The sequence below is a fragment of the Burkholderia cepacia genome, from assembly GCF_001039005.1.
In the GTDB taxonomy this organism is placed as follows: domain Bacteria; phylum Pseudomonadota; class Gammaproteobacteria; order Burkholderiales; family Burkholderiaceae; genus Burkholderia; species Burkholderia theae.
Genome location: NZ_LDWR01000001.1, coordinates 1 through 18,914 on the forward strand (window position 1 = coordinate 1; position 18,914 = coordinate 18,914).

Genomic DNA, 18,914 nt, shown 5'->3' on the forward strand with positions numbered 1-18,914 from the left:
GTCTGGCTTAAACATACAAGCGACCCGCTGCCGTCGGTCTGTCCCCCGGGACGTTCACGAACGTGCCACCGCGTGGCACGGTGCTGATCGCGTCACGCTGGAATTAACAGGGCCGGATATGCGCACATTGTCCAGATACACAAACGCCGTCGCGTGGCGGTTGCCGCGCGACGGCGTTCGGTTGCGTGCACCCGGAACGGGCGCGGCGCGATTCGGACGGCTCAGCCCAGGAAGTGGCGGGCGTAGCGCGCGTTGATGTCGGACAGGCGGAACAGCGTCAGGAAATCCGCGCAGTTGAAGTCGGGATCCCAGGCCGGCGCGCCGCAGATCTTCGCACCGAGACGCAGGTAGCCCTTGATCAGCGGCGGCGGCGCCACGACGGTGCCCGTCTGCAGTTCGTCGACCGGCAGTGCCGTGTGCGGGAATGCGCGGTACTCGGGCGCCGTCAGCGAGCTCGCCGCCAGCGACTGGTACAGGTTCGCCGCATAGTGGCCGCCATCGGCCATCGACACGCTCGCGCAGCCGAGCATCGTCTCGTAGCCGTTCTGCATCATGTACGCGCCAAGACCGCCCCACAGCGCCATGATGACGGCGCCGCTGCGGTAGTCGCTGTGCACGCACGAGCGGCCGACTTCGACCATCTTGCCGCGCAGGTGCGTGAGGCGCGACAGGTCGAATTCGCCTTCCGCGTACAGACGGCCGACACGCGCCGCCTGGTGCGGCGGAAGCACGCGATACGTACCGACGACCTTCAGCGTATCGAGATCGCGAACCAGCAGGTGGTCGCAGTACGCATCGAACGGATCGACGTCGAGACCGGAGGGGCCACTGACCTGCGCGCCCATCTCTTCGGCGAACACGCTGTAGCGCAGGCGCTGGGCTTCGCGCAATTCGTCTTCCGTGCGCGCCCACGCGGCGCGCAGGCGATACTCGGATGTGACGGTTTCGGCAGCGCGCGGCAGGTGGCGCCGCGATGTGTCAAGGGGCAGCGAGGCAAATGGGAGCGTAGGCGTCGGCAGTTCTCGCATTAGGCTTTCCTGGTCGTAAGGAATAGGACGACATGCCCGCCAATGTAGTAATCGGCCGTGACCGTTATGTGGCACGACCGTGTCCTTTCAATGACGTGTCGCCGAAATGACTTTAGCAGAAAGCTTGCGAAACCGTATGATGAATCCCTTTAACCCCCGTCAGGCCTGCTTCACACCAGTTCCGGCGTCAATACCGCCCGCAGCACGGCCTGCCGGCTGCCGTCACGCGTGCGGCTCGCGAGCCACACCACACCGCCCTTCTTGACGCTCCAGCTGTCGTCGCTGCCGGCGATCAGTTGCGCGGCGACGCTGCCGAGCGTCGGCTGGTGCCCGACGATCACGACCGTCGGTGCGATCCCTTCCGGCCATCCTGCCGCCTCGAGCACGTCGTCGACGCTGCCGCCCGGCGCGAGCGCGTCGACGGTCCGGTACTGGTCGGTCAGCGCCTCGACGGTCTGCACGGTGCGGGCCGCCGGGCTCGCGAGGATCAGCGCGTTCGTCTCGAGCCGGCCACGCAGCCATTTGGCCATCGCCTGGGCGTCCTTGCGGCCACGGGCGGTCAGTTGGCGCGCGAGATCGCTCGTGGCGTAGTCCTCGGCTTCCGCATGGCGCCACAGGATCAGGTTCATCATGATTTTTCTCCTTGCTTCGGCGAGCGGCGCCGGACACCTGCGTCCGGACCGGCCGGTCACCTGCGGATTGTCGCAAATCGCGACCGATTCGCCGCCGCGACATTTATCCGCATATCGCGATTGACCAAATCAGTAATTAGACGATAGAATCTTTGGCTCGTCGGAGCGTAGCGCAGCCTGGTAGCGCATCTGATTTGGGATCAGAGGGTCGTAGGTTCGAATCCTATCGCTCCGACCAAGGATATCAAGGGGTTACGGTTAAACACCGTAGCCCCTTTTCCTTTTCTGGATCGTCGAGTCGCTCGCCCGGATACCCGGCTCGCGGCCATCCGGTCAATTGGCGGGATTTGCCGACGACACACGCGGCCCGCCCTCAGCCCGCGCACGGTCCTTGCGGGAACACGCGATAATGCGCGTGAACAACCCGCATCCGCGCATGAAAAACAACATTCTCAAGACCACCTTCTGCGCATCGCTGCTCGCGCTCGCGACCGCCGGCACCGCGTCGGCCAAGGCGCTCGACGACGCACTCGACTGCCACTCGAACGGCCACCGGTTCGTCGCACCGCTGCTCGCCGCCGGCGACATCCAGTCGGAACCGATGCATGTCGAATCGAACTCGGTCAACGCATTCCGCACGAGCCGCTCGCTGACGGCGTACGGCTTCGGTGTCTATGTCGTGCTCGGTTACCAGGCAAACGACCCGATCTTCCGTCCGGGCGACGGCACGCCGATCGGCGACTGGGCCTACGGCGTCGTGGTACGCGGCACGAAGAGCGCGGTGGAGGAAGCGGTGCGCAAGGCCGGTAGCGACGCGACCGTCAAGCAGGCGTTCCCGTTCCTGACCGCGATCGTCTGCTCGTCGGACTGAGCGGCCGGCAAAAGCACGCGCGGCGCACCCGCATGCGCGCGCCGCCGCGCCATCAAGCGCCGGTGTACACCACGCGATACGGAATACCGACCTTCTCCCACTCGGCAGCCTCCTGGCTGAGGCTGTAGTCGGTCAACGGGTTCTGCTCGACCCACGCGCTCGGCAGGCGCACTTCATACCCGCCCTTCTTCATCTGCGACACGGAAATGTCGGGCAGCCCCGCATCGGTCCGGCGCCGGCACAGCAGCGCCGCGAGCCGCAGGCAGAACAGCAGCGGCCATTCGACCTCGCGCGCCTGCGACAGCTTGCCGAGCTTGCCCGCGTGACCGAGCACGAGCGCGGCGAGCCGCGCCTGGTCCGTGCGCGAAAAACCCGGCATGTCCGCGTTGCTCGCGATATAGGCCGAATGCTTGTGATACGCGCTGTGCGAGATCGACAAGCCGATTTCATGCAGCGCAGCCGCCCAGCCGAGGAACATCCGCCCTTCCTCGGCCGCTTCGTCGTCGGCTTCCTCGAGCTCGTCGTAGAAGCGCGCCGCGAGCGCGCCGATCCGCTCGGCCTGCGGACGATCGACGCCGTAGCGGCGCGTGAAGCCCTCGACGGTCACCGCGCGCATGTCCTCGTGCTGCGTCCGGCCGAGCAGGTCGTACAGCACGCCGAGGCGCAGCGCGCCGTCGGTCGTATCGACGTAATCGACACCGAGCTCCTCGAACACCGCGAGCATGATCGCGAGACCGCCCGCGAGCACGGGCACGCGGTCGGGCTTCAGCGCGATCAGCTTCAGCCGGTTGACGTTCTCCGACTTGATCAGCGCGCGCTTCAGGCGCTCGAGGCCGCCGCGCGAAATACCGTGCGTGATGCCCGGATCGTTGAAGCCGTTCGCCTCGACGAGCTCCGCGAGCGCACGCGCGGTGCCGGATGAACCGATCGCCTGGTCCCACCCGGCCTTCTTGTATTCGCTGGAAATGATCTGGATCTCGCGCTTGGCCGCGAGTTCGGCCTGCCGCATCGTGTATTCGTCGACGTTGCCGGCCGGAAAGAAGGTGCGGCTGTGGCTCACGCAGCCGATATAGAGACTCTCCATCACGATCGGCGTGTAGTGCGAGCCGATGATGAATTCGGTCGAGCCGCCGCCGATGTCGACGACGAGCCGCTTGCCGGCGCTCGCCGGCACCGAATGCGCAGCGCCCGCATAGATCAGCCGCGCTTCTTCGCGGCCCGCGATCACTTCGATCGGGAAACCGAGCGCCGCTTCGGCCTCGCCGAGAAATTCGCCCGCGTTCTTCGCGACGCGCAGCGTGTTGGTCGCCACCGCGCGCACATGATCGGGATGGAAATCGCGCAGGCGCTCGCCGAATCGCTTGAGCGCCTCCCAGCCACGCTCCTGCGACGCGCGATCGAGCATCTTGTCGCTCGACAGGCCGGCAGCCAGACGGACCGGCTCGCGCAACGCGTCGACGGGATAGATCTGGCTGCCCGCCGGCGTTTCCTCGACGCGACCGACGATCAGCCGGAAGCTGTTCGAGCCGAGATCCACGGCAGCCAGCAAGTGGGGGGTTGTAACCATCAGAATGGGGCTCCGTGCGCGTTCACCCGCGGCTGCCGGTCCGGCACCCCAGGTCGATCAATCATCAATCAAAGGCGACATTTTAAGCGTGGAACGCTTGCCATTGCCACGCTTCACGGGCATGCACACTGCTCGATTGTATATAGCCGAAACATTTATGAGACGAAACGGTTGCAGCGTAGAATTTCCCGATATAAAACCATTATCGTCATCAGAACGTCATCGTACCGTGAGAGTTTCCGAGCGTCCTTTCGAATCATCGCCTGAATCACCCCCTACTCTGCCGATGTCCGTCCGTTATCCGCTTCTCAATCGTGAACTCGGCATCCTCGGCTTCAACGAGCGCGTGCTGGCCCAGGCCGCCGATCCGCAAGTCCCGTTGCTCGAGCGCCTTCGCTTCATCTGCATCACCAGCAGCAACCTCGACGAATTCTTCGAAGTCCGGATGGCGGGCCTGCAGGAACAGATCCGCGACAACCCCGGCGCGCTGACGCCCGACGGCATGTCGTTACAGCATGCTTACGATCTCGTCGTCGAACGCGCGCAGCGGCTCGTCCATCGACAGTACACGATGCTGCACGAAACGGTGCTGCCCGCGCTCGAACAGGAAGGCATCTACTTCCACGCAAGCGAGACGTGGAACGACGAGCAGCTCGAATGGGCACGGCACTACTTCCTCGATGAACTGCTGCCCGTGCTCACGCCGATCGGCCTCGATCCGGCTCACCCGTTCCCGCGCGTGCTGAACAAGAGCCTGAACTTCGTCGTCGAGCTCGAAGGCCGCGATGCGTTCGGCCGCCAGGCCGTGATGGGCATCGTGCAGGCGCCGCGCGCGCTGCCGCGCGTCGTGCGCATGCCGCACGCGCTGTCGGGTTTCGAGCACGGCTTCGTGCTGCTGAGCTCGTTCATGCAGCGCTTTGTCGGCGAGCTCTTCCCGCAACTCGTCGTGAAGAGCTGCAACCAGTTCCGCATCACGCGCAACAGCGAACTGTTCGTCGACGAGGACGAAATCACGAACCTGCGCGTCGCGCTGCAGGGCGAACTGCCCGCGCGCCACCTCGGCAACGCGGTGCGGCTCGAGGTGTCGGCCGACACGCCGGCACACATCGTGCGGCGCCTGCTCGAGGAAAGCGAACTCGGCGAAAAGGACTGCTATCGCGTGGCTGGGTCCGTGAACCTCGTGCGCCTGATGCAGATTCCCGACCTCGTCGATCGACCCGACCTGAAATTCACGCCGTTCACCGCATCGACGCCGGCCGCGATCACGAACGCGCCGACGATGTTCGACGCGATCGACAACGGCGACATCCTGCTGCACCATCCGTACGAGAGCTTCCAGCCCGTGCTCGAACTGCTGCAGCAGGCCGCGAAGGATCCGAGCGTCGTCGCGATCAAGCAGACGATCTACCGCACCGGCACCGATTCGCCGCTGATGGACGCGCTGATGGAAGCCGCGCGCAACGGCAAGGAAGTGACCGTCGTCGTCGAACTGCTTGCGCGCTTCGACGAGGAAACCAACATCAACTGGGCGTCGCAGCTCGAAGCCGTCGGCGCGCACGTCGTGTACGGCGTGGTCGGCCACAAGTGCCACGCGAAGATGATGCTGATCGTGCGCCGTGTCGTGCAGGCCGGCAAGGCGTCGCTGCGCCGCTACGTGCACCTCGGCACCGGCAACTACCACCCGCGCACGGCACGCCTCTACACCGACTTCGGGCTGATGACGGCCGACCAGAAGCTCTGCGAGGACGTCCATCACGTGTTCCAGCAACTGACCGGGATCGGCGGCGAACTCACGCTGCACGAGCTGTGGCAGTCGCCGTTCACGCTGCATCCGCGCATCATCGACGCGATCCGCGCGGAGATCGACAATGCGCGTGCCGGCAAACGCGCCCGCGTCGTCGCGAAAATGAACGCGCTGCTGGAGCCGTCGGTGATCTCCGCGCTGTATGAAGCATCGCAGGCCGGCGTCAAGGTCGACCTGATCGTGCGCGGCGTCTGCGCGCTGAAGCCCGGCGTGCCCGGGCTGTCGGAAAACATCACGGTGCGCTCGATCGTCGGCCGCTTCCTCGAGCACCACCGGATCTACTATTTCCACGCGGGCGGCGCCGAGGACGTCTATCTGTCGAGCGCCGACTGGATGGACCGCAACCTGTTCCGCCGCGTCGAAGTCGCGTTCCCGATCCGCGAGCGCAAGCTCAAGCGGCGCGTGATCGCCGAAGGCCTGTCGGTGTGCCTCGGCGACAACCAGTCGGCCTGGCAGATGCACAGCGACGGTCACTACCGCCGCCGCCGCGCAGGCAAGACGATCCGCAACGCGCAACTCGGGCTGCTCGCGAAGTTCTGCTCGTGAGCCGGCCGCGCGGCGCCGGTCGCGTGCCGCACGACCCATAAAAAAACGCAGCCCGGTGGGCTGCTTTTTTTTACGGACCACACATGCCGCTGCTCGCCGAACGCGCGCGGCCGTTACGCGATCAGGCCTCGTACGCGGCCGGCCGGATCGCGATGATGCGCGAGCCCGGGAACCGTGCCGTGAACGTGCTGCCGCGCCCTTCCTCGCTCTGCACGTACAGGTGCGCGTCGTGCCGCTGCAGCACGTGCTTGACGATCGCGAGCCCGAGCCCCGTGCCACCCGTATCGCGCGAGCGACTGCGGTCGACGCGGTAGAAGCGCTCGGTGAGCCGCGGCAGGTCGGCGGCCGGAATGCCGAAGCCGCTGTCGGTGACGGAAAACACGCCCTGCGCGCCTTCGCGCCGCCACAACACGACGATCTTGCCGCCGTCCGGCGTATAGCGGATCGCGTTCGTGACGAGATTCGCGAACGCGCTGAACAACTCCGTCTGCGCGCCCGTGACGCCGAGCGTCTCGTCGATCGAGAACGCGATGTCGTGATGCCCGTTCGACAGCGACTGCGCGTCCTCCTTCAGATGGTCGAACACGGCGCGCATGTCGATCGCGCGATCGACCGGCGGCTTGCTCTCGCCCTCCAGCTTCGCGAGCACCAGCAGGTCGGTGACGATGTGCCGCATCCGCGACGCCTGCTGCTCCATCATCTCGAGATAGCGGGCGCGGTCTTCCTCGTTCAGCGGCAGCTCGCGCATCGTCTCGAGAAAACCCGACAGCACGGTCAGCGGCGTCTTCAACTCGTGCGACACGTTCGCGACGAAGTCGCGCCGCATCGCGTCGGTGCGCTCGAGTTCGGTGATGTCCTGCGTGAGCAGCAGCTTGCGATTCTCGCCGTACGGAAACACCTGCACGGCCAACACGTTCTGCCGCGACCCGCCCATGCCGCGCATCACGAGCGTCTCGTCGTAATGCTGCGCGTTCAGGTAACGGACGAACTCGGGATGGCGTACCAGGTTGGTGATGTGCTGGCGCAGGTCGCGTTTCGCATCGAGGCCGAAATGGACCTCGGCGATCTCGTTGCACCACTCGATCTGGTCGTGGTCATCGAGCATCGCGACGCCGTTCGGCGACGCCTGGATCGCCTGGATGAAGCGCGAATGCTGTTGTTCGACCTGCCGCACCTGTGCGTGCCATTGTTTCGCGAGCTTGTGCAGACGGTAGTAAATCTCGCCCCAGATGCCCGGCGCGCTCGGCACTTCGCCGTAGACCGGCGCATCGAGCAGCCGCCACAGACGCTGCGTATGGAAGGTGCTGAAGAAACCCTGCGCGACCAGCATCACGACCACGAACACGAGGCCCGCGGTCGGGCCGGCAAAGACGCCGACCAATACGCCGATCAGCACGAGCAGCACGAGCGACACCAGAAAGCGCGCCCAGATGATGTTCATGATTCAGCGCCCGAAAGAATGAACGGCATGCCGTGGCACACGGCATGCTCGAATACGTTACGCGTGCTTGGCGAGCCGGTAGCCGCTGCCGCGCACGGTCTCGATCATCGCATCGCAGCCGGCCGGTTTCAAGGCCGCGCGCAATCGTTTGATGTGCACGTCGACGGTGCGCTCCTCGACGAACACGTGGTCGCCCCACACCTGGTCGAGCAGTTGCGTGCGGCTGTGCACGCGCTCCGGATGCGTCATGAAGAAATGCAGCAGGCGGAACTCGGTCGGGCCGAGATCGAGCTTGATCTCGCTGCCTTCCGCATGCGCGGCGACGCGATGCGTGGCCGGATCGAGGCGCAGCCCGTTGATCGACACGACGTCCTCGGTCAGCTGCGGCGCACGACGGCGCAGCACGGCCTTGATGCGCGCCATCAATTCCTTCGGCGAGAACGGCTTCGTCACGTAGTCGTCCGCGCCGATCTCGAGGCCGAGCACCTTGTCCTGCTCGTCGCCGCGCGCGGTCAACATGATGATCGGGATGTGTTTGGTCCGTTCGTTGTTGCGCAGGTCACGCGCGAACGCGATACCGGACTTGCCCGGCAGCATCCAGTCGAGCAGCACGAGATCGGGCAGCACGTCGCTGATCAGGTTCTGCGCCTGTTCGGCGTTGTACGCACGGATCGGGCAGTGACCGGCGTGCTGGAGATTCACCGAGATCAGTTCGGAAATCGCGGGCTCATCTTCAACGACGAGAATGTTGCTGGGCATCGGCACCTCTTTTTTTCCTGTACGTTGTCGCGTTAACTGTTGGCTTCACGGTCGAGCGTGTCGCGCGGCTGGTGCCGCACGTCGGTGCCCTTCACGATGTAGATGATGAATTCAGCGATGTTCTTCGCGTGGTCGCCGATCCGTTCGATCGCCTTCGCGATGAACAGGTATTCGAGGCCGACCGAGATCGTGCGCGGGTCTTCCTGCATGTACGACACGAGCTTGCGCACGAACGCGCGGAATTCCAGGTCGATTTCCTTGTCGTCCTTGACGATCTGCGCGGCTGCGACCGTATCGAGGCGCGCGAACGCGTCGAGCGCGCGGCGCAGGATCGTCACGGCCATCTCGCCCGACACCTTGATCTCGGCGATGTTGACCGCGCGCGCGGCCGGCTCGTCGACCAGACGGCGCACGCGCTTCGCGATCTTCTCGGCTTCGTCGCCGGCACGCTCGAGGTTCGTAATCGTTTTCGAAATCGACATCAAAAGACGCAGGTCGCGCGCGGCAGGCTGCCTCCGCGCGATGATGTTGCCGCACTCCTGGTCGATGTCGACTTCCATCGCATTCAGCGTTTCCTCGGCCGTGATCACCTTCTCGGCCGCATCGCGATCGAATTCGTTCAGCGCGTACATCGCGCCGACGATCTGCGACTCGACGAGGCCGCCCATTTCCAGCACTTTCGACGACACGGCATTCAGGTCCGCGTCGAACTGACTCGACAGATGTTTATCCGACATGGCTGTTGTTCTCCGTCATCAGCCGAAGCGGCCGGTGATGTAGTCTTCCGTTTCCTTGCGCACCGGCTTGATGAAGATCTTTTCGGTTTCGCCGAACTCGATCAGCTCGCCCAGGTACATGTAGGCCGTGAAATCCGAGCAGCGCGCGGCCTGCTGCATGTTGTGCGTGACGATCACGACCGTGTAGTCGCTCTTCAGCTCCGCGATCAGCTCCTCGATGCGGCCCGTCGAGATCGGGTCGAGCGCCGAGCACGGCTCGTCGAGCAGCAGCACTTCCGGACGGATCGCGATGCCGCGCGCAATGCACAGACGCTGCTGCTGGCCGCCCGAGAGGCCGTAGCCGCTCTGGCCCAGCTTGTCCTTCACTTCGTTCCACAGCGCGGCCTTCGTGAGCGCCCACTCGACCCGGTCGTCCATTTCCGAGCGCGTGAGCTTCTCGAACATCTTCACGCCGAACGCGATGTTGTCGTAGATCGACATCGGGAACGGGGTCGGCTTCTGGAACACCATGCCGATACGCGCGCGCAGCAGCGAGATATCGCGCTTCGTCGTCAGCAGGTTCTCGCCGTCCATCAGGATTTCGCCTTCGGCGCGCTGCTCCGGATAGAGCGCGAACATCTTGTTGAACGTGCGCAGCAGCGTCGACTTGCCGCAGCCCGACGGGCCGATGAACGCCGTCACCTTCCCTTCGGGAATGCGCAGGTTGATGTTCTTCAGCGCATGGAACTTGTTGTAGAAGAAGTTGAGGTTGTTGACCTCGATCTTCGCGTTCAGCGGCTCGAGCGAGCGGCCGCTCGCCGCTTCTTGCGTGCCGGCGGGCGCCGCAGTGCGCTCGACAGGATTCAGGTGGCTTTCTGCCATATTCATCGGATTGCTCCGCCGTTACTTTTTCGAGAAGATCGAGCGCGCCAGGATATTCAGTCCGAGCACCCCGAGCGTAATCAGGAACACGCCCGCCCACGCGAGCGACTGCCATTCCGCGAACGGGCTCATCGCGAACTTGTAGATCGTGACGGGCAGGTTGGCCATCGGCTGGCTCATGTCCCACGAGAAGAACTGGTTCGACAGCGCGGTGAACAGCAGCGGCGCCGTTTCGCCGGCGATCCGCGCGACCGCCAGCAGCACGCCCGTGATGATGCCGCCCACCGAGGCGCGCAGCGTGATCTTCAGCACCATTCGCCACTTCGGCGTGCCGAGTGCGAAAGCTGCTTCGCGCAGCGCGTTCGGCACGAGCTTCAGCATGTTCTCGGTCGTGCGGATCACGATCGGAATCTGCAGCAGCGCGAGCGAGATGACGCCGGCCCAGCCCGAAAAGCGTCCCGACTTCGCGACGACGAGCGCGTACACGAACAGGCCGATGACGATCGACGGCGCCGACAGCAGGATGTCGTTGATGAAGCGGATCGTGCTCGCCAGCAGGTTCTTCTGGCCGTATTCGGCGAGATAGACGCCCGCGAGGATGCCGATCGGCGTGCCGACCAGCGTGCCGAACCCGCACAGCAACAGGCTGCCGACGATCGCGTTCGCGAGACCGCCGCCTTCGGTGTTCGGTGCCGGCGTCGATTCGGTGAACAGCTGCAGCGACAGGCCGCCGATACCGAGGTGCAGCGTCGTGTACAGGATCCACACGAGCCACAGCAGGCCGAATGCCATGGCGCCGAGCGATGCGGCGAGCGCGATCGCGTTGACGGCCTTGCGCTTGCGCTGCAGGCGGTTGCGCATCGCTTCGAGCACGGCGCCGTTCGGCCCCGGGAAATTCATGATGGGCTCGCTCATTTCTTGCCCTCTCCCTTCTCGAGACGAAGCAGCAGCAGTTTGGAGATGGACAGCACGATGAACGTGATCACGAACAGGATCAGGCCGAGTTCCATCAGGGCGGATGTATGCAGGCCCGGCTGCGCTTCCGCGAATTCGTTCGCGAGCGCCGACGTGATGCTGTTGCCCGGCGCGAACAGCGACACGCTGTCGAGCAGGTTCGTGTTGCCGATCACGAACGTCACGGCCATCGTTTCGCCGAGCGCACGGCCGAGGCCGAGCATCACGCCGCCGATCACGCCGGTCTTCGTATAAGGCAGCACGACCTTCCACATCACTTCCCAGGTCGTGCAACCGATCCCGTATGCCGATTCCTTCAGCAGCACGGGCGTGACCTCGAACACGTCGCGCATCACCGATGCGATGTACGGGATGATCATGATCGCGAGGATCACGCCGGCCGCGAGAATGCCGATGCCGATCGGCGGGCCGGCAGTCAGCGGACCGAGCACCCACACGTCCTTGAACAGGCGGCCCAGCGGCTTCTGGAAGTATTCGGCGAAGATCGGCGCGAACACCAGCAGCCCCCACATGCCGTACACGATCGACGGGATCGCGGCGAGCAGCTCGATCGCGATGCCGAGCGGACGGCGCAGCCACACGGGCGACAGCTCGGTGAGGAACAGTGCGATGCCGAAGCTGACGGGCACCGCGATGATGAGCGCAATGACCGACGTCACGATCGTGCCGTAGATCGGCACGAGTGCGCCGTAGACGTCCGAGTTGGGATCCCACTCGGATTGCCACAGGAAGCCGAGGCCGAACTTCTGGATGGTCGGCATCGACGCAATGATCAGGGAAACGATGATCCCGCCCAGCAGCAGCAGGGTCACGATCGCGGCGAGCCGTGCGAGGCCGCCAAATACAACGTCCCCGAGACGGCTCGGCGCGTGTTGCTGCGCAACGTCGGCGGACCGTGAGGACGTATAGGAAATATCAGACATGGGTGCCTGCTTTTGAGTGCCGGGCGCCGTGACGCCCGGCTTTACCGCACACACTGCCCGACCGGTGCGGTCGGGCAGCGAACCGCTGCATTGCTTACTCGGTGGCGACCGACTTGCCCGATGCGTCCGTCACCTTCGCCTTCCACTGCTTGCGGATTTCCGTCTCCACCGCCGGCGGCAGCGAGATGTAGTCGAGGCTGTCAGCAGCCTTCTCGCCGTTCTTGAACGCCCAGCTGAAGAACTTCAGCGTTTCCGCGCCCTGCTCCGGCTTGTCCTGCTTCGCGTGCAGCAGCACGAACGTCGCGCCGACGACCGGCCATGCTTCCTTGCCCGGCTGGTTCGTCAGGATCTGGTAGAACGACTTCGACCAGTTCGCGCCGGCAGCAGCGGCCTTGAACGTTTCCGTCTTCGGCTCGACCACCGTGCCCGTCGAGTTCTTCAGCGCGGTGTAGACCATGTTGTTCTTCTTCGCGTACGCCCACTCGACGTAGCCGATCGCGCCCGGCAGGCGCTGCACGAAGGCCGCGACGCCGTCGTTGCCCTTGCCGCCCGTGCCCGTCGGCCAGTTGACCGTCGTGCCTTCGCCGATCTTCGACTTCCAGTCTTCGTTGACCTTCGACAGATAGTTCGTCCAGATGAAGCTCGTGCCCGAGCCGTCAGCACGGCGAACGACCGCGATGTCCGTATCCGGCAGCTTGACCTTCGGGTTCAGCGCGGCGATCGCCGGGTCGTTCCACTTCTTGATCTTGCCGAGGTAGATGTCGCCGAGCACCGGGCCCGACAGCGTCAGCTCGCCTGCCTTCACGCCCGGCACGTTGACGACCGGCACCACGCCGCCCACCACCGTCGGGAACTGGAACAGGCCTTCCTTCGCGAGCTCGTCATCCTTCAGCGGAGCGTCCGAACCGGCAAAATCGACCGTCTTTGCGTTGATCTGCTTCAGGCCGCCCGACGAACCGATACCTTGATAGTTGACCTTTGCACCGCCGGTCTGCTGATAGTCAGCAGCCCATTTCGTATAGATCGGCATCGCGAACGTGCTGCCTGCGCCCGTGATGTCGGCGGCTTGCGCGGCAACGGCGAAAAGCGCGCCAGCCAGGCCGGCAATCGCGGTTTGCATCAATTTCATGAGACCTCCAGTGTGTGAGCGGATGACTACGGCACCGCGAAGGTTAGGGGCTCCTCATGACGGTAATGTGACAATCGATGAAACTGGCGTGACAGTAACATGACTGGTTGAAAGGCAGTAGCGGGTGCGGCGCGAGCGGCGCCTGGACGGCGTCGGTACGGCGTCGGTACGGCGATGGCGGCAAGAATTGCCTGCCCGGCGGAGAGGGTGCGGACCCCCGTTTGAAGGATCTGCGGACGGATCGTAGCGCAGCGTCGGCGGGACGGGAAGCCCCAGCCCGCGGCGAGCGCAATATAAGGGGTCTGAAGATTTCCCCGGTCAGGCAATGCGTTTGTCGAGGCGCCCCTCTATTAGATAGCGCAAACCTTTGCGTCTGACGAAATTGCGGCGCCTGAAAGGCGCCGCATGCCGGTCCACCGGGGGAGCCGGCGCCGGGCGGCCGGACCGCCCCGCACCGCTGCCGTGCGTCAAGTTGTCGCGGCGCGCACCGCGTCAGCGATTGTCTCCGCATGGTGAACCGCATCGGCTGCCTGCTGCGCTTCGACCATCACGCGCAGCACGGGCTCCGTGCCCGATGCGCGGATCAGCACACGGCCGCTGCCGGCGAGCGCGGCTTCGGCTGCGTCGATCGCGGCGCGAATCGACGTGCTGCCCTTCCAGTCGGCGCCCGGCTTCATCCGCACGTTGATCAGCTTCTGCGGGAACAGCGTGACGCCGTCGAGCATCTGTGCGAGCGTCCGACCGCTGCGCTTCAGCGCGGCCAGCACCAGCAGTGCCGACACGATGCCGTCGCCGGTCGAGTGCCGGTCGAGCGACAGGATGTGGCCCGAGCCTTCCGCGCCGAGCTGCCAGCCGTGCTCGCGCAACTGTTCGAGCACGTAGCGGTCGCCGACCGCCGCACGGACGAACTTCACGCCCTCGCGCTGCAGCGCGACTTCGACGGCGAGGTTCGTCATCAGCGTGCCGACCGCGCCGTCGACCTTGCCGTCGGTCGCGATCCGGTCCTTCACGAGCACGTAGAGCAGCTCGTCGCCGTTGTACAGGCGACCCGCTGCGTCGACGACCTGCAGGCGGTCGGCATCGCCGTCGAGCGCAATGCCGAGATCGGCGTGGTTCGCACGCACCGCGCGCACCAGCGCGTCCGGCGCGGTCGCGCCGACGCCGTCGTTGATGTTGAAACCGTTCGGCGCGACGCCGATCGGGATCACGTCCGCGCCGAGCTCGTGGAACACGTGCGGCGCGATCTGGTACGCGGCGCCGTGCGCGCAATCGATCACGAGCTTCAGCCCGCGCAGGTCGAACGCGGCCGGGAACGTGCTCTTGCAGAACTCGATGTAGCGGCCGGCCGCGTCGTCGAGGCGACGCGCCTTGCCGAGGCCGTCGGACGACGCGCATTCGAGCGGCTTGTCGAGCCACGCTTCTATCGCGGCTTCGGTGTCGTCGGGCAGCTTGTTGCCGTCGGCGGAGAAAAACTTGATCCCGTTGTCGTGATACGGGTTGTGCGACGCGCTGATCACGACGCCGGCCGACAGGCGCAGTGCGCGCGTCAGATACGCGACGCCCGGCGTCGGCATCGGGCCGGCCAGCATCACGTCGACGCCGGCCGCCGAGAATCCGGCCTCGAGCGCGGCCTCGAGCATGTAGCCCGACACGCGCGTGTCCTTGCCGATCAGCACGGTCGGACGCGAGCCTGCCGTGACATCGGCCGAGCTGGCCAGCACCTTGCCGGCCGCATAACCGAGGCGCAATACGAAGTCCGGCGTGATGGGCGCTTCGCCTACCGTGCCGCGAATGCCGTCCGTGCCGAAATATCGACGTCCCATGGGGTCCTTCCTCCTTCGTCTTCTGACTTATCGTTGCCGCGCGGCTTCGCGCACGGCATTCCAGACTTTCAGTGCATCGACCGTCGCCGCGACGTCGTGCACGCGCACGATCGCGGCACCGCGCTCGACCGCGCACAATGCGGCCGCCACGCTCGCCACGACGCGCTCCATCGGCGGCTTGCCGCCGATCACCGCGCCGAGCATCGACTTGCGCGACATGCCCGCGAGTATCGGATAAGCGCGCCCGTCGGGCCGCGCGGGTGCCGTGTCCGGCAACGCGGCCAGCAGCGCATAGTTGTCGTCGACGACCGCCTTGCCGAACCCGAAGCCGGGATCGACGCAGATCCGCTCCGGCGCGACGCCCGCATCGCGCAGCGCCTGCGCGCGCGCGGCGAGAAAATCGCGCACGTCGGTCACGACATCGTCGTAGTCGGGCTCGCCGACCTGCATCGTCTGCGGCTCGCCGAGCATGTGCATCGCGCACAACCCGCTGTTGCCGTCGCGCACCGCGTCGATCGCGCCCGGCTGGCGGAACCCCCAGATATCGTTGATCAGGTCCGCGCCGGCAGCCAGCGCTGCGCGCATCACGTCCGGCTTGTAGGTGTCGATCGACAGCGGCACGTTGAGCGGCCGCAGCGCCTCGACGAGCGGGATCACGCGCGCGAGTTCCTCGTCGAGCGGCACGGGCGGCGCGCCGGGGCGCGTCGATTCGCCGCCGATATCGAGGAGGTCGGCGCCTTCGGCAATCATCCGCTCGGCCTGGCGCAGCGCATCGTCGCGCGCGAGGAAGCGGCCGCCGTCGGAGAACGAATCGGGCGTTGCGTTAAGGATGCCCATCACGAGCGGGCGCTCGAACGTCAGCTCGAAGCGGCCGCAGCGCAGCGGCGCGGGAATCAACGGGGAAACAGCGAAATCGGACACAAGCGACTGGCGTGGATGAATGCAAAACGGGCCGGTGTGAAGCCACACCAGCCCGTGAACGGTACTAAAGCGGAGACTACGCCGCCGGCGTAGCAGGCGCGGGTGCGTTGCCGGGCTTGACCTCGGCGCTGCTGCCGCCCCCCGACGAATCGCCGCCGACAGCCGGCGAGCTCTTCGGCGAGCGCGGCGGACGGCCTTCCATGATGTCGTTGATCTGATCGGCGTCGATCGTCTCCCACTCCATCAGCGCAGCCGTCATCGCTTCGACCTTGTCGCGGTTTTCGTCCAGCAGGCGCCGCGCGAGGTTGTACTGATCGTCCAGCACGCGGCGGATTTCCGCGTCGACCTTCTGTTGCGTCGCTTCCGAGATCGTGCGCGTGAAACCGCGGCCGAACGGCGATGCATCGTTCTCGTCGTCGACGTAGACCATCGGCCCGAGCGCATCGGTCATGCCGAAACGGGCGACCATCGCACGCGCCGTCTGCGTTGCCTTGTTGAAGTCGTCCGATGCGCCGGTGCTGACGAGATTCATGAACAGCTCTTCCGCCACCCGGCCACCGAACAGGATCGCGAGGCGGTCCAGCAGGTAGTCCTTCGAATACGTCTCGTTGTCATGCTCCGGCAACTGCCACGTGACACCCAGCGCACGGCCGCGCGGAATGATCGTGACCTTGTGCACGGGGTCGGCCTTCGGCAGCAGCTTCGCAACCACCGCGTGGCCCGACTCGTGGTACGCGGTCGCACGCTTCGCTTCCTCGCGGATCACGGCCGACTTGCGCTCCGGACCCATGAAGATCTTGTCCTTCGCGTCCTCGAAATCCTGCATCTCGACGATACGCTTGCCACGGCGTGCGGCGAACAGCGCAGCCTCGTTCACGAGGTTCGCGAGATCGGCGCCCGAGAAGCCCGGCGTGCCGCGCGCGATGACTGCCGCATCGACGTCGTTCGAGATCGGTACCTTGCGCAGGTGCACACGCATGATCTGTTCGCGGCCGCGGATATCCGGCAGACCGACGTAGACCTGGCGGTCGAAACGGCCCGGACGCAGCAGCGCCTTGTCGAGCACGTCGGAACGGTTGGTCGCGGCGATCACGATCACGCCCGAGTTCGCCTCGAAGCCGTCCATCTCGACGAGCATCTGGTTCAGCGTCTGTTCGCGCTCGTCGTTACCGCCGCCCATGCCGGCGCCGCGATGACGGCCGACCGCGTCGATTTCGTCGATGAACACGATGCACGGTGCATGCTTCTTCGCCTGCTCGAACATGTCGCGCACACGGGCCGCGCCGACGCCGACGAACATTTCGACGAAGTCCGAACCCGAGATGCTGAAGAACGGCACCTTCGCTTCACCCGCGATCGCGCGGGCCAGCAGCGTCTTGCCGGTACCCGGCGGGCCGACGAGCAGCACGCCGCGCGGAATGCGACCGCCCAGCTTCTGGAATTTCTGTGGATCGCGCAGGAAGTCGACGAGCTCGGACACTTCTTCCTTCGCTTCGTCGCAGCCCGCGACGTCGGAGAAGTTCACCGCGTTGTTGTTCTCGTCGATCAGCCGCGCTCGCGACTTGCCGAACGAGAAGGCACCGCCTTTGCCGCCGCCCTGCATCTGCCGCATCATGTAGAACCAGAACACGATGATCAGGATCGTCGGCCCGAGGTAGTACAGCGCGGACATCAGCGCGTTCGGCTCATCGTCGGCCTTGCCGCTGACCTGCACGCCGTACTTCATCAGATCGCCGACCATCCAGATGTCGCCCGGCGACACGATCTGGTATTTCTGGCCATCAGCCGGAGTGACGGTGAGGTTGCGCCCCTGAACGATGACGTTCTTGACCTTGCCGCTCTTGGCATCGTCCATGAACTGCGAATAGGACACGCCTTCCTGAACGCGGGGCTTGTCGAACTGCTTGAACACCGTAAACAGCACCAGTGCGATCACCAGCCACACCGCTGCCTTCGAAAACATATTGTTGTTCAAAGCACCACTCCTTCACTCGTAGACGAGCGCCTACATTTTCCTTGCGGCGCCCCTCGGTCATTCTAATCCAGTCCGACCACCCTCGCCATAAGCATTGACAACCGCCGCGATAGCGCTTCGCTTGTCTGGCAAGGGCCGGAGCCCGTTTGCGGCACCCCGCTCCGCGTCAGCGCGGATGCTTCAGATGCCGACCCAAAATGAACGTTTCGGACGATTTGTCGCGGGACGCCTTGGGCTTGCGCGGCGCGACGGTCTTAAACTGCTGTTTGAATTTCTCGACGATCTGGCTGTAGCCGCTGCCGTGAAAACATTTCACGAGCAGCGCACCATCCGGCTTCAGATGGTTCTGCGCGAATTCGAGCGCCAGATCGCAGAGATGCTCGATGCGCGCCGCGTCCGCCAGGGCCACGCCGGATAGGTTGGGGGCCATGTCTGAAATAACAAGGTCCACCGGACGACCTTCGAGCACTTCCTCGAGCTGCTGGAGTACTTCTTCCTCGCGGAAGTCGCCCTGGATGAAGTGGACGTCGGCGATCGGCTCCATCGGCAGCAGGTCGAGCGCAATGATCGTGCCGTCGATGCCGCCCTCGCGCGCCGTGTCGCGCTTCTTGCCCTGCGCGAGCTTGTTGCGGGCATACTGGCTCCAGCTGCCCGGCGTCGCGCCGAGGTCGACGATCACCTGGCCCGGACGGACCAGCTTGTCCTGCTCGTCGATTTCCTTCAGCTTGTACGCGGCGCGCGCGCGATAGCCCTCCCGCTGCGCCATTTTGACGTACGGGTCGTTGATGTGGTCGTGCAGCCAGTTCTGGTTAAAGCGGTTTTTTGCCATTCGAGAGAGAGATTGCTGCCATTTGCTTCGTGAAGCCGCGCTTTTAGCGGATAATACGCGTCTTCTTCGCGCGGCTGCGGCCCCTTTTCGGGT

General features: G+C 65.1%; 16 protein-coding genes and 1 tRNA gene. 3 read left to right on the forward strand and 14 right to left on the reverse strand.

Annotation, left to right across the window (positions count from 1 at the left end):
- Positions 1–221: 221 nt before the first annotated feature.
- The gene (locus tag VL15_RS00005) at positions 222–1,028 is read right to left on the reverse strand and encodes a GNAT family N-acetyltransferase (RefSeq protein ID WP_048242410.1); all 807 of its coding nucleotides are present in this window, start codon (positions 1,026–1,028) and stop codon (positions 222–224) included.
- Positions 1,029–1,198: 170 nt separating this feature from the next.
- Complete coding sequence (gene sixA / locus VL15_RS00010; protein ID WP_048242411.1) at positions 1,199–1,660, reverse strand: phosphohistidine phosphatase SixA; 462 nt, start codon at positions 1,658–1,660, stop codon at positions 1,199–1,201.
- 161 nt (positions 1,661–1,821) lie between these two features.
- Here sixA and VL15_RS00015 point away from each other — a divergent pair.
- Both VL15_RS00015 and VL15_RS00020 read left to right on the forward strand, forming a co-directional pair.
- Positions 1,822–1,898, forward strand: a tRNA-Pro gene (locus VL15_RS00015).
- A gap of 198 nt (positions 1,899–2,096) precedes the next feature.
- Complete coding sequence (locus VL15_RS00020) at positions 2,097–2,531, forward strand: hypothetical protein (RefSeq protein WP_048242501.1); 435 nt, start codon at positions 2,097–2,099, stop codon at positions 2,529–2,531.
- Positions 2,532–2,583: 52 nt separating this feature from the next.
- Here VL15_RS00020 and ppx read toward each other — a convergent pair whose 3' ends face one another.
- Positions 2,584–4,098, reverse strand: a complete 1,515-nt coding sequence (gene ppx / locus VL15_RS00025) for an exopolyphosphatase (RefSeq protein WP_048242412.1) — start codon at positions 4,096–4,098, stop codon at positions 2,584–2,586.
- Positions 4,099–4,384: 286 nt separating this feature from the next.
- Here ppx and ppk1 point away from each other — a divergent pair, with 286 nt between their 5' ends.
- Entirely contained in the window at positions 4,385–6,448 is a 2,064-nt protein-coding gene (ppk1, locus tag VL15_RS00030; protein WP_048242413.1) for a polyphosphate kinase 1, read from the forward strand.
- Between the two features lie 121 nt (positions 6,449–6,569).
- Here ppk1 and phoR read toward each other — a convergent pair whose 3' ends face one another.
- The 11 genes from phoR to VL15_RS00085 all read right to left on the reverse strand — a co-directional run bounded on the left by phoR (position 6,570) and on the right by VL15_RS00085 (position 18,821).
- Entirely contained in the window at positions 6,570–7,889 is a 1,320-nt protein-coding gene (gene phoR, locus VL15_RS00035; protein ID WP_048242416.1) for a phosphate regulon sensor histidine kinase PhoR, read from the reverse strand.
- A 57-nt stretch (positions 7,890–7,946) separates the two neighbouring features.
- Entirely contained in the window at positions 7,947–8,648 is a 702-nt protein-coding gene (gene phoB / locus VL15_RS00040; protein WP_027787869.1) for a phosphate regulon transcriptional regulator PhoB, read from the reverse strand.
- Between the two features lie 32 nt (positions 8,649–8,680).
- The gene (gene phoU / locus VL15_RS00045) at positions 8,681–9,385 is read right to left on the reverse strand and encodes a phosphate signaling complex protein PhoU (RefSeq protein WP_048242418.1); all 705 of its coding nucleotides are present in this window, start codon (positions 9,383–9,385) and stop codon (positions 8,681–8,683) included.
- 18 nt (positions 9,386–9,403) lie between these two features.
- Positions 9,404–10,252, reverse strand: a complete 849-nt coding sequence (gene pstB, locus VL15_RS00050) for a phosphate ABC transporter ATP-binding protein PstB (RefSeq protein WP_048242419.1) — start codon at positions 10,250–10,252, stop codon at positions 9,404–9,406.
- 15 nt (positions 10,253–10,267) lie between these two features.
- The gene (gene pstA / locus VL15_RS00055; protein WP_048242421.1) at positions 10,268–11,161 is read right to left on the reverse strand and encodes a phosphate ABC transporter permease PstA; all 894 of its coding nucleotides are present in this window, start codon (positions 11,159–11,161) and stop codon (positions 10,268–10,270) included.
- Entirely contained in the window at positions 11,158–12,144 is a 987-nt protein-coding gene (gene pstC, locus VL15_RS00060; RefSeq protein ID WP_048242422.1) for a phosphate ABC transporter permease PstC, read from the reverse strand. The genes pstA and pstC overlap by 4 nt, the downstream gene beginning before the upstream one ends.
- Before the next feature lie 94 nt (positions 12,145–12,238).
- Complete coding sequence (gene pstS / locus VL15_RS00065; protein ID WP_048242423.1) at positions 12,239–13,273, reverse strand: phosphate ABC transporter substrate-binding protein PstS; 1,035 nt, start codon at positions 13,271–13,273, stop codon at positions 12,239–12,241.
- Between the two features lie 467 nt (positions 13,274–13,740).
- On the reverse strand, positions 13,741–15,096 hold the full coding sequence (glmM, locus tag VL15_RS00070) for a phosphoglucosamine mutase (protein ID WP_048242424.1): 1,356 nt from the start codon (positions 15,094–15,096) through the stop codon (positions 13,741–13,743).
- A 27-nt stretch (positions 15,097–15,123) separates the two neighbouring features.
- Complete coding sequence (gene folP / locus VL15_RS00075; protein ID WP_048242426.1) at positions 15,124–16,065, reverse strand: dihydropteroate synthase; 942 nt, start codon at positions 16,063–16,065, stop codon at positions 15,124–15,126.
- A gap of 28 nt (positions 16,066–16,093) precedes the next feature.
- Entirely contained in the window at positions 16,094–17,992 is a 1,899-nt protein-coding gene (gene ftsH, locus VL15_RS00080) for an ATP-dependent zinc metalloprotease FtsH (protein ID WP_048242427.1), read from the reverse strand.
- Between the two features lie 166 nt (positions 17,993–18,158).
- Positions 18,159–18,821, reverse strand: a complete 663-nt coding sequence (locus VL15_RS00085) for an RlmE family RNA methyltransferase (RefSeq protein WP_048242428.1) — start codon at positions 18,819–18,821, stop codon at positions 18,159–18,161.
- Positions 18,822–18,914: the final 93 nt, after the last annotated feature.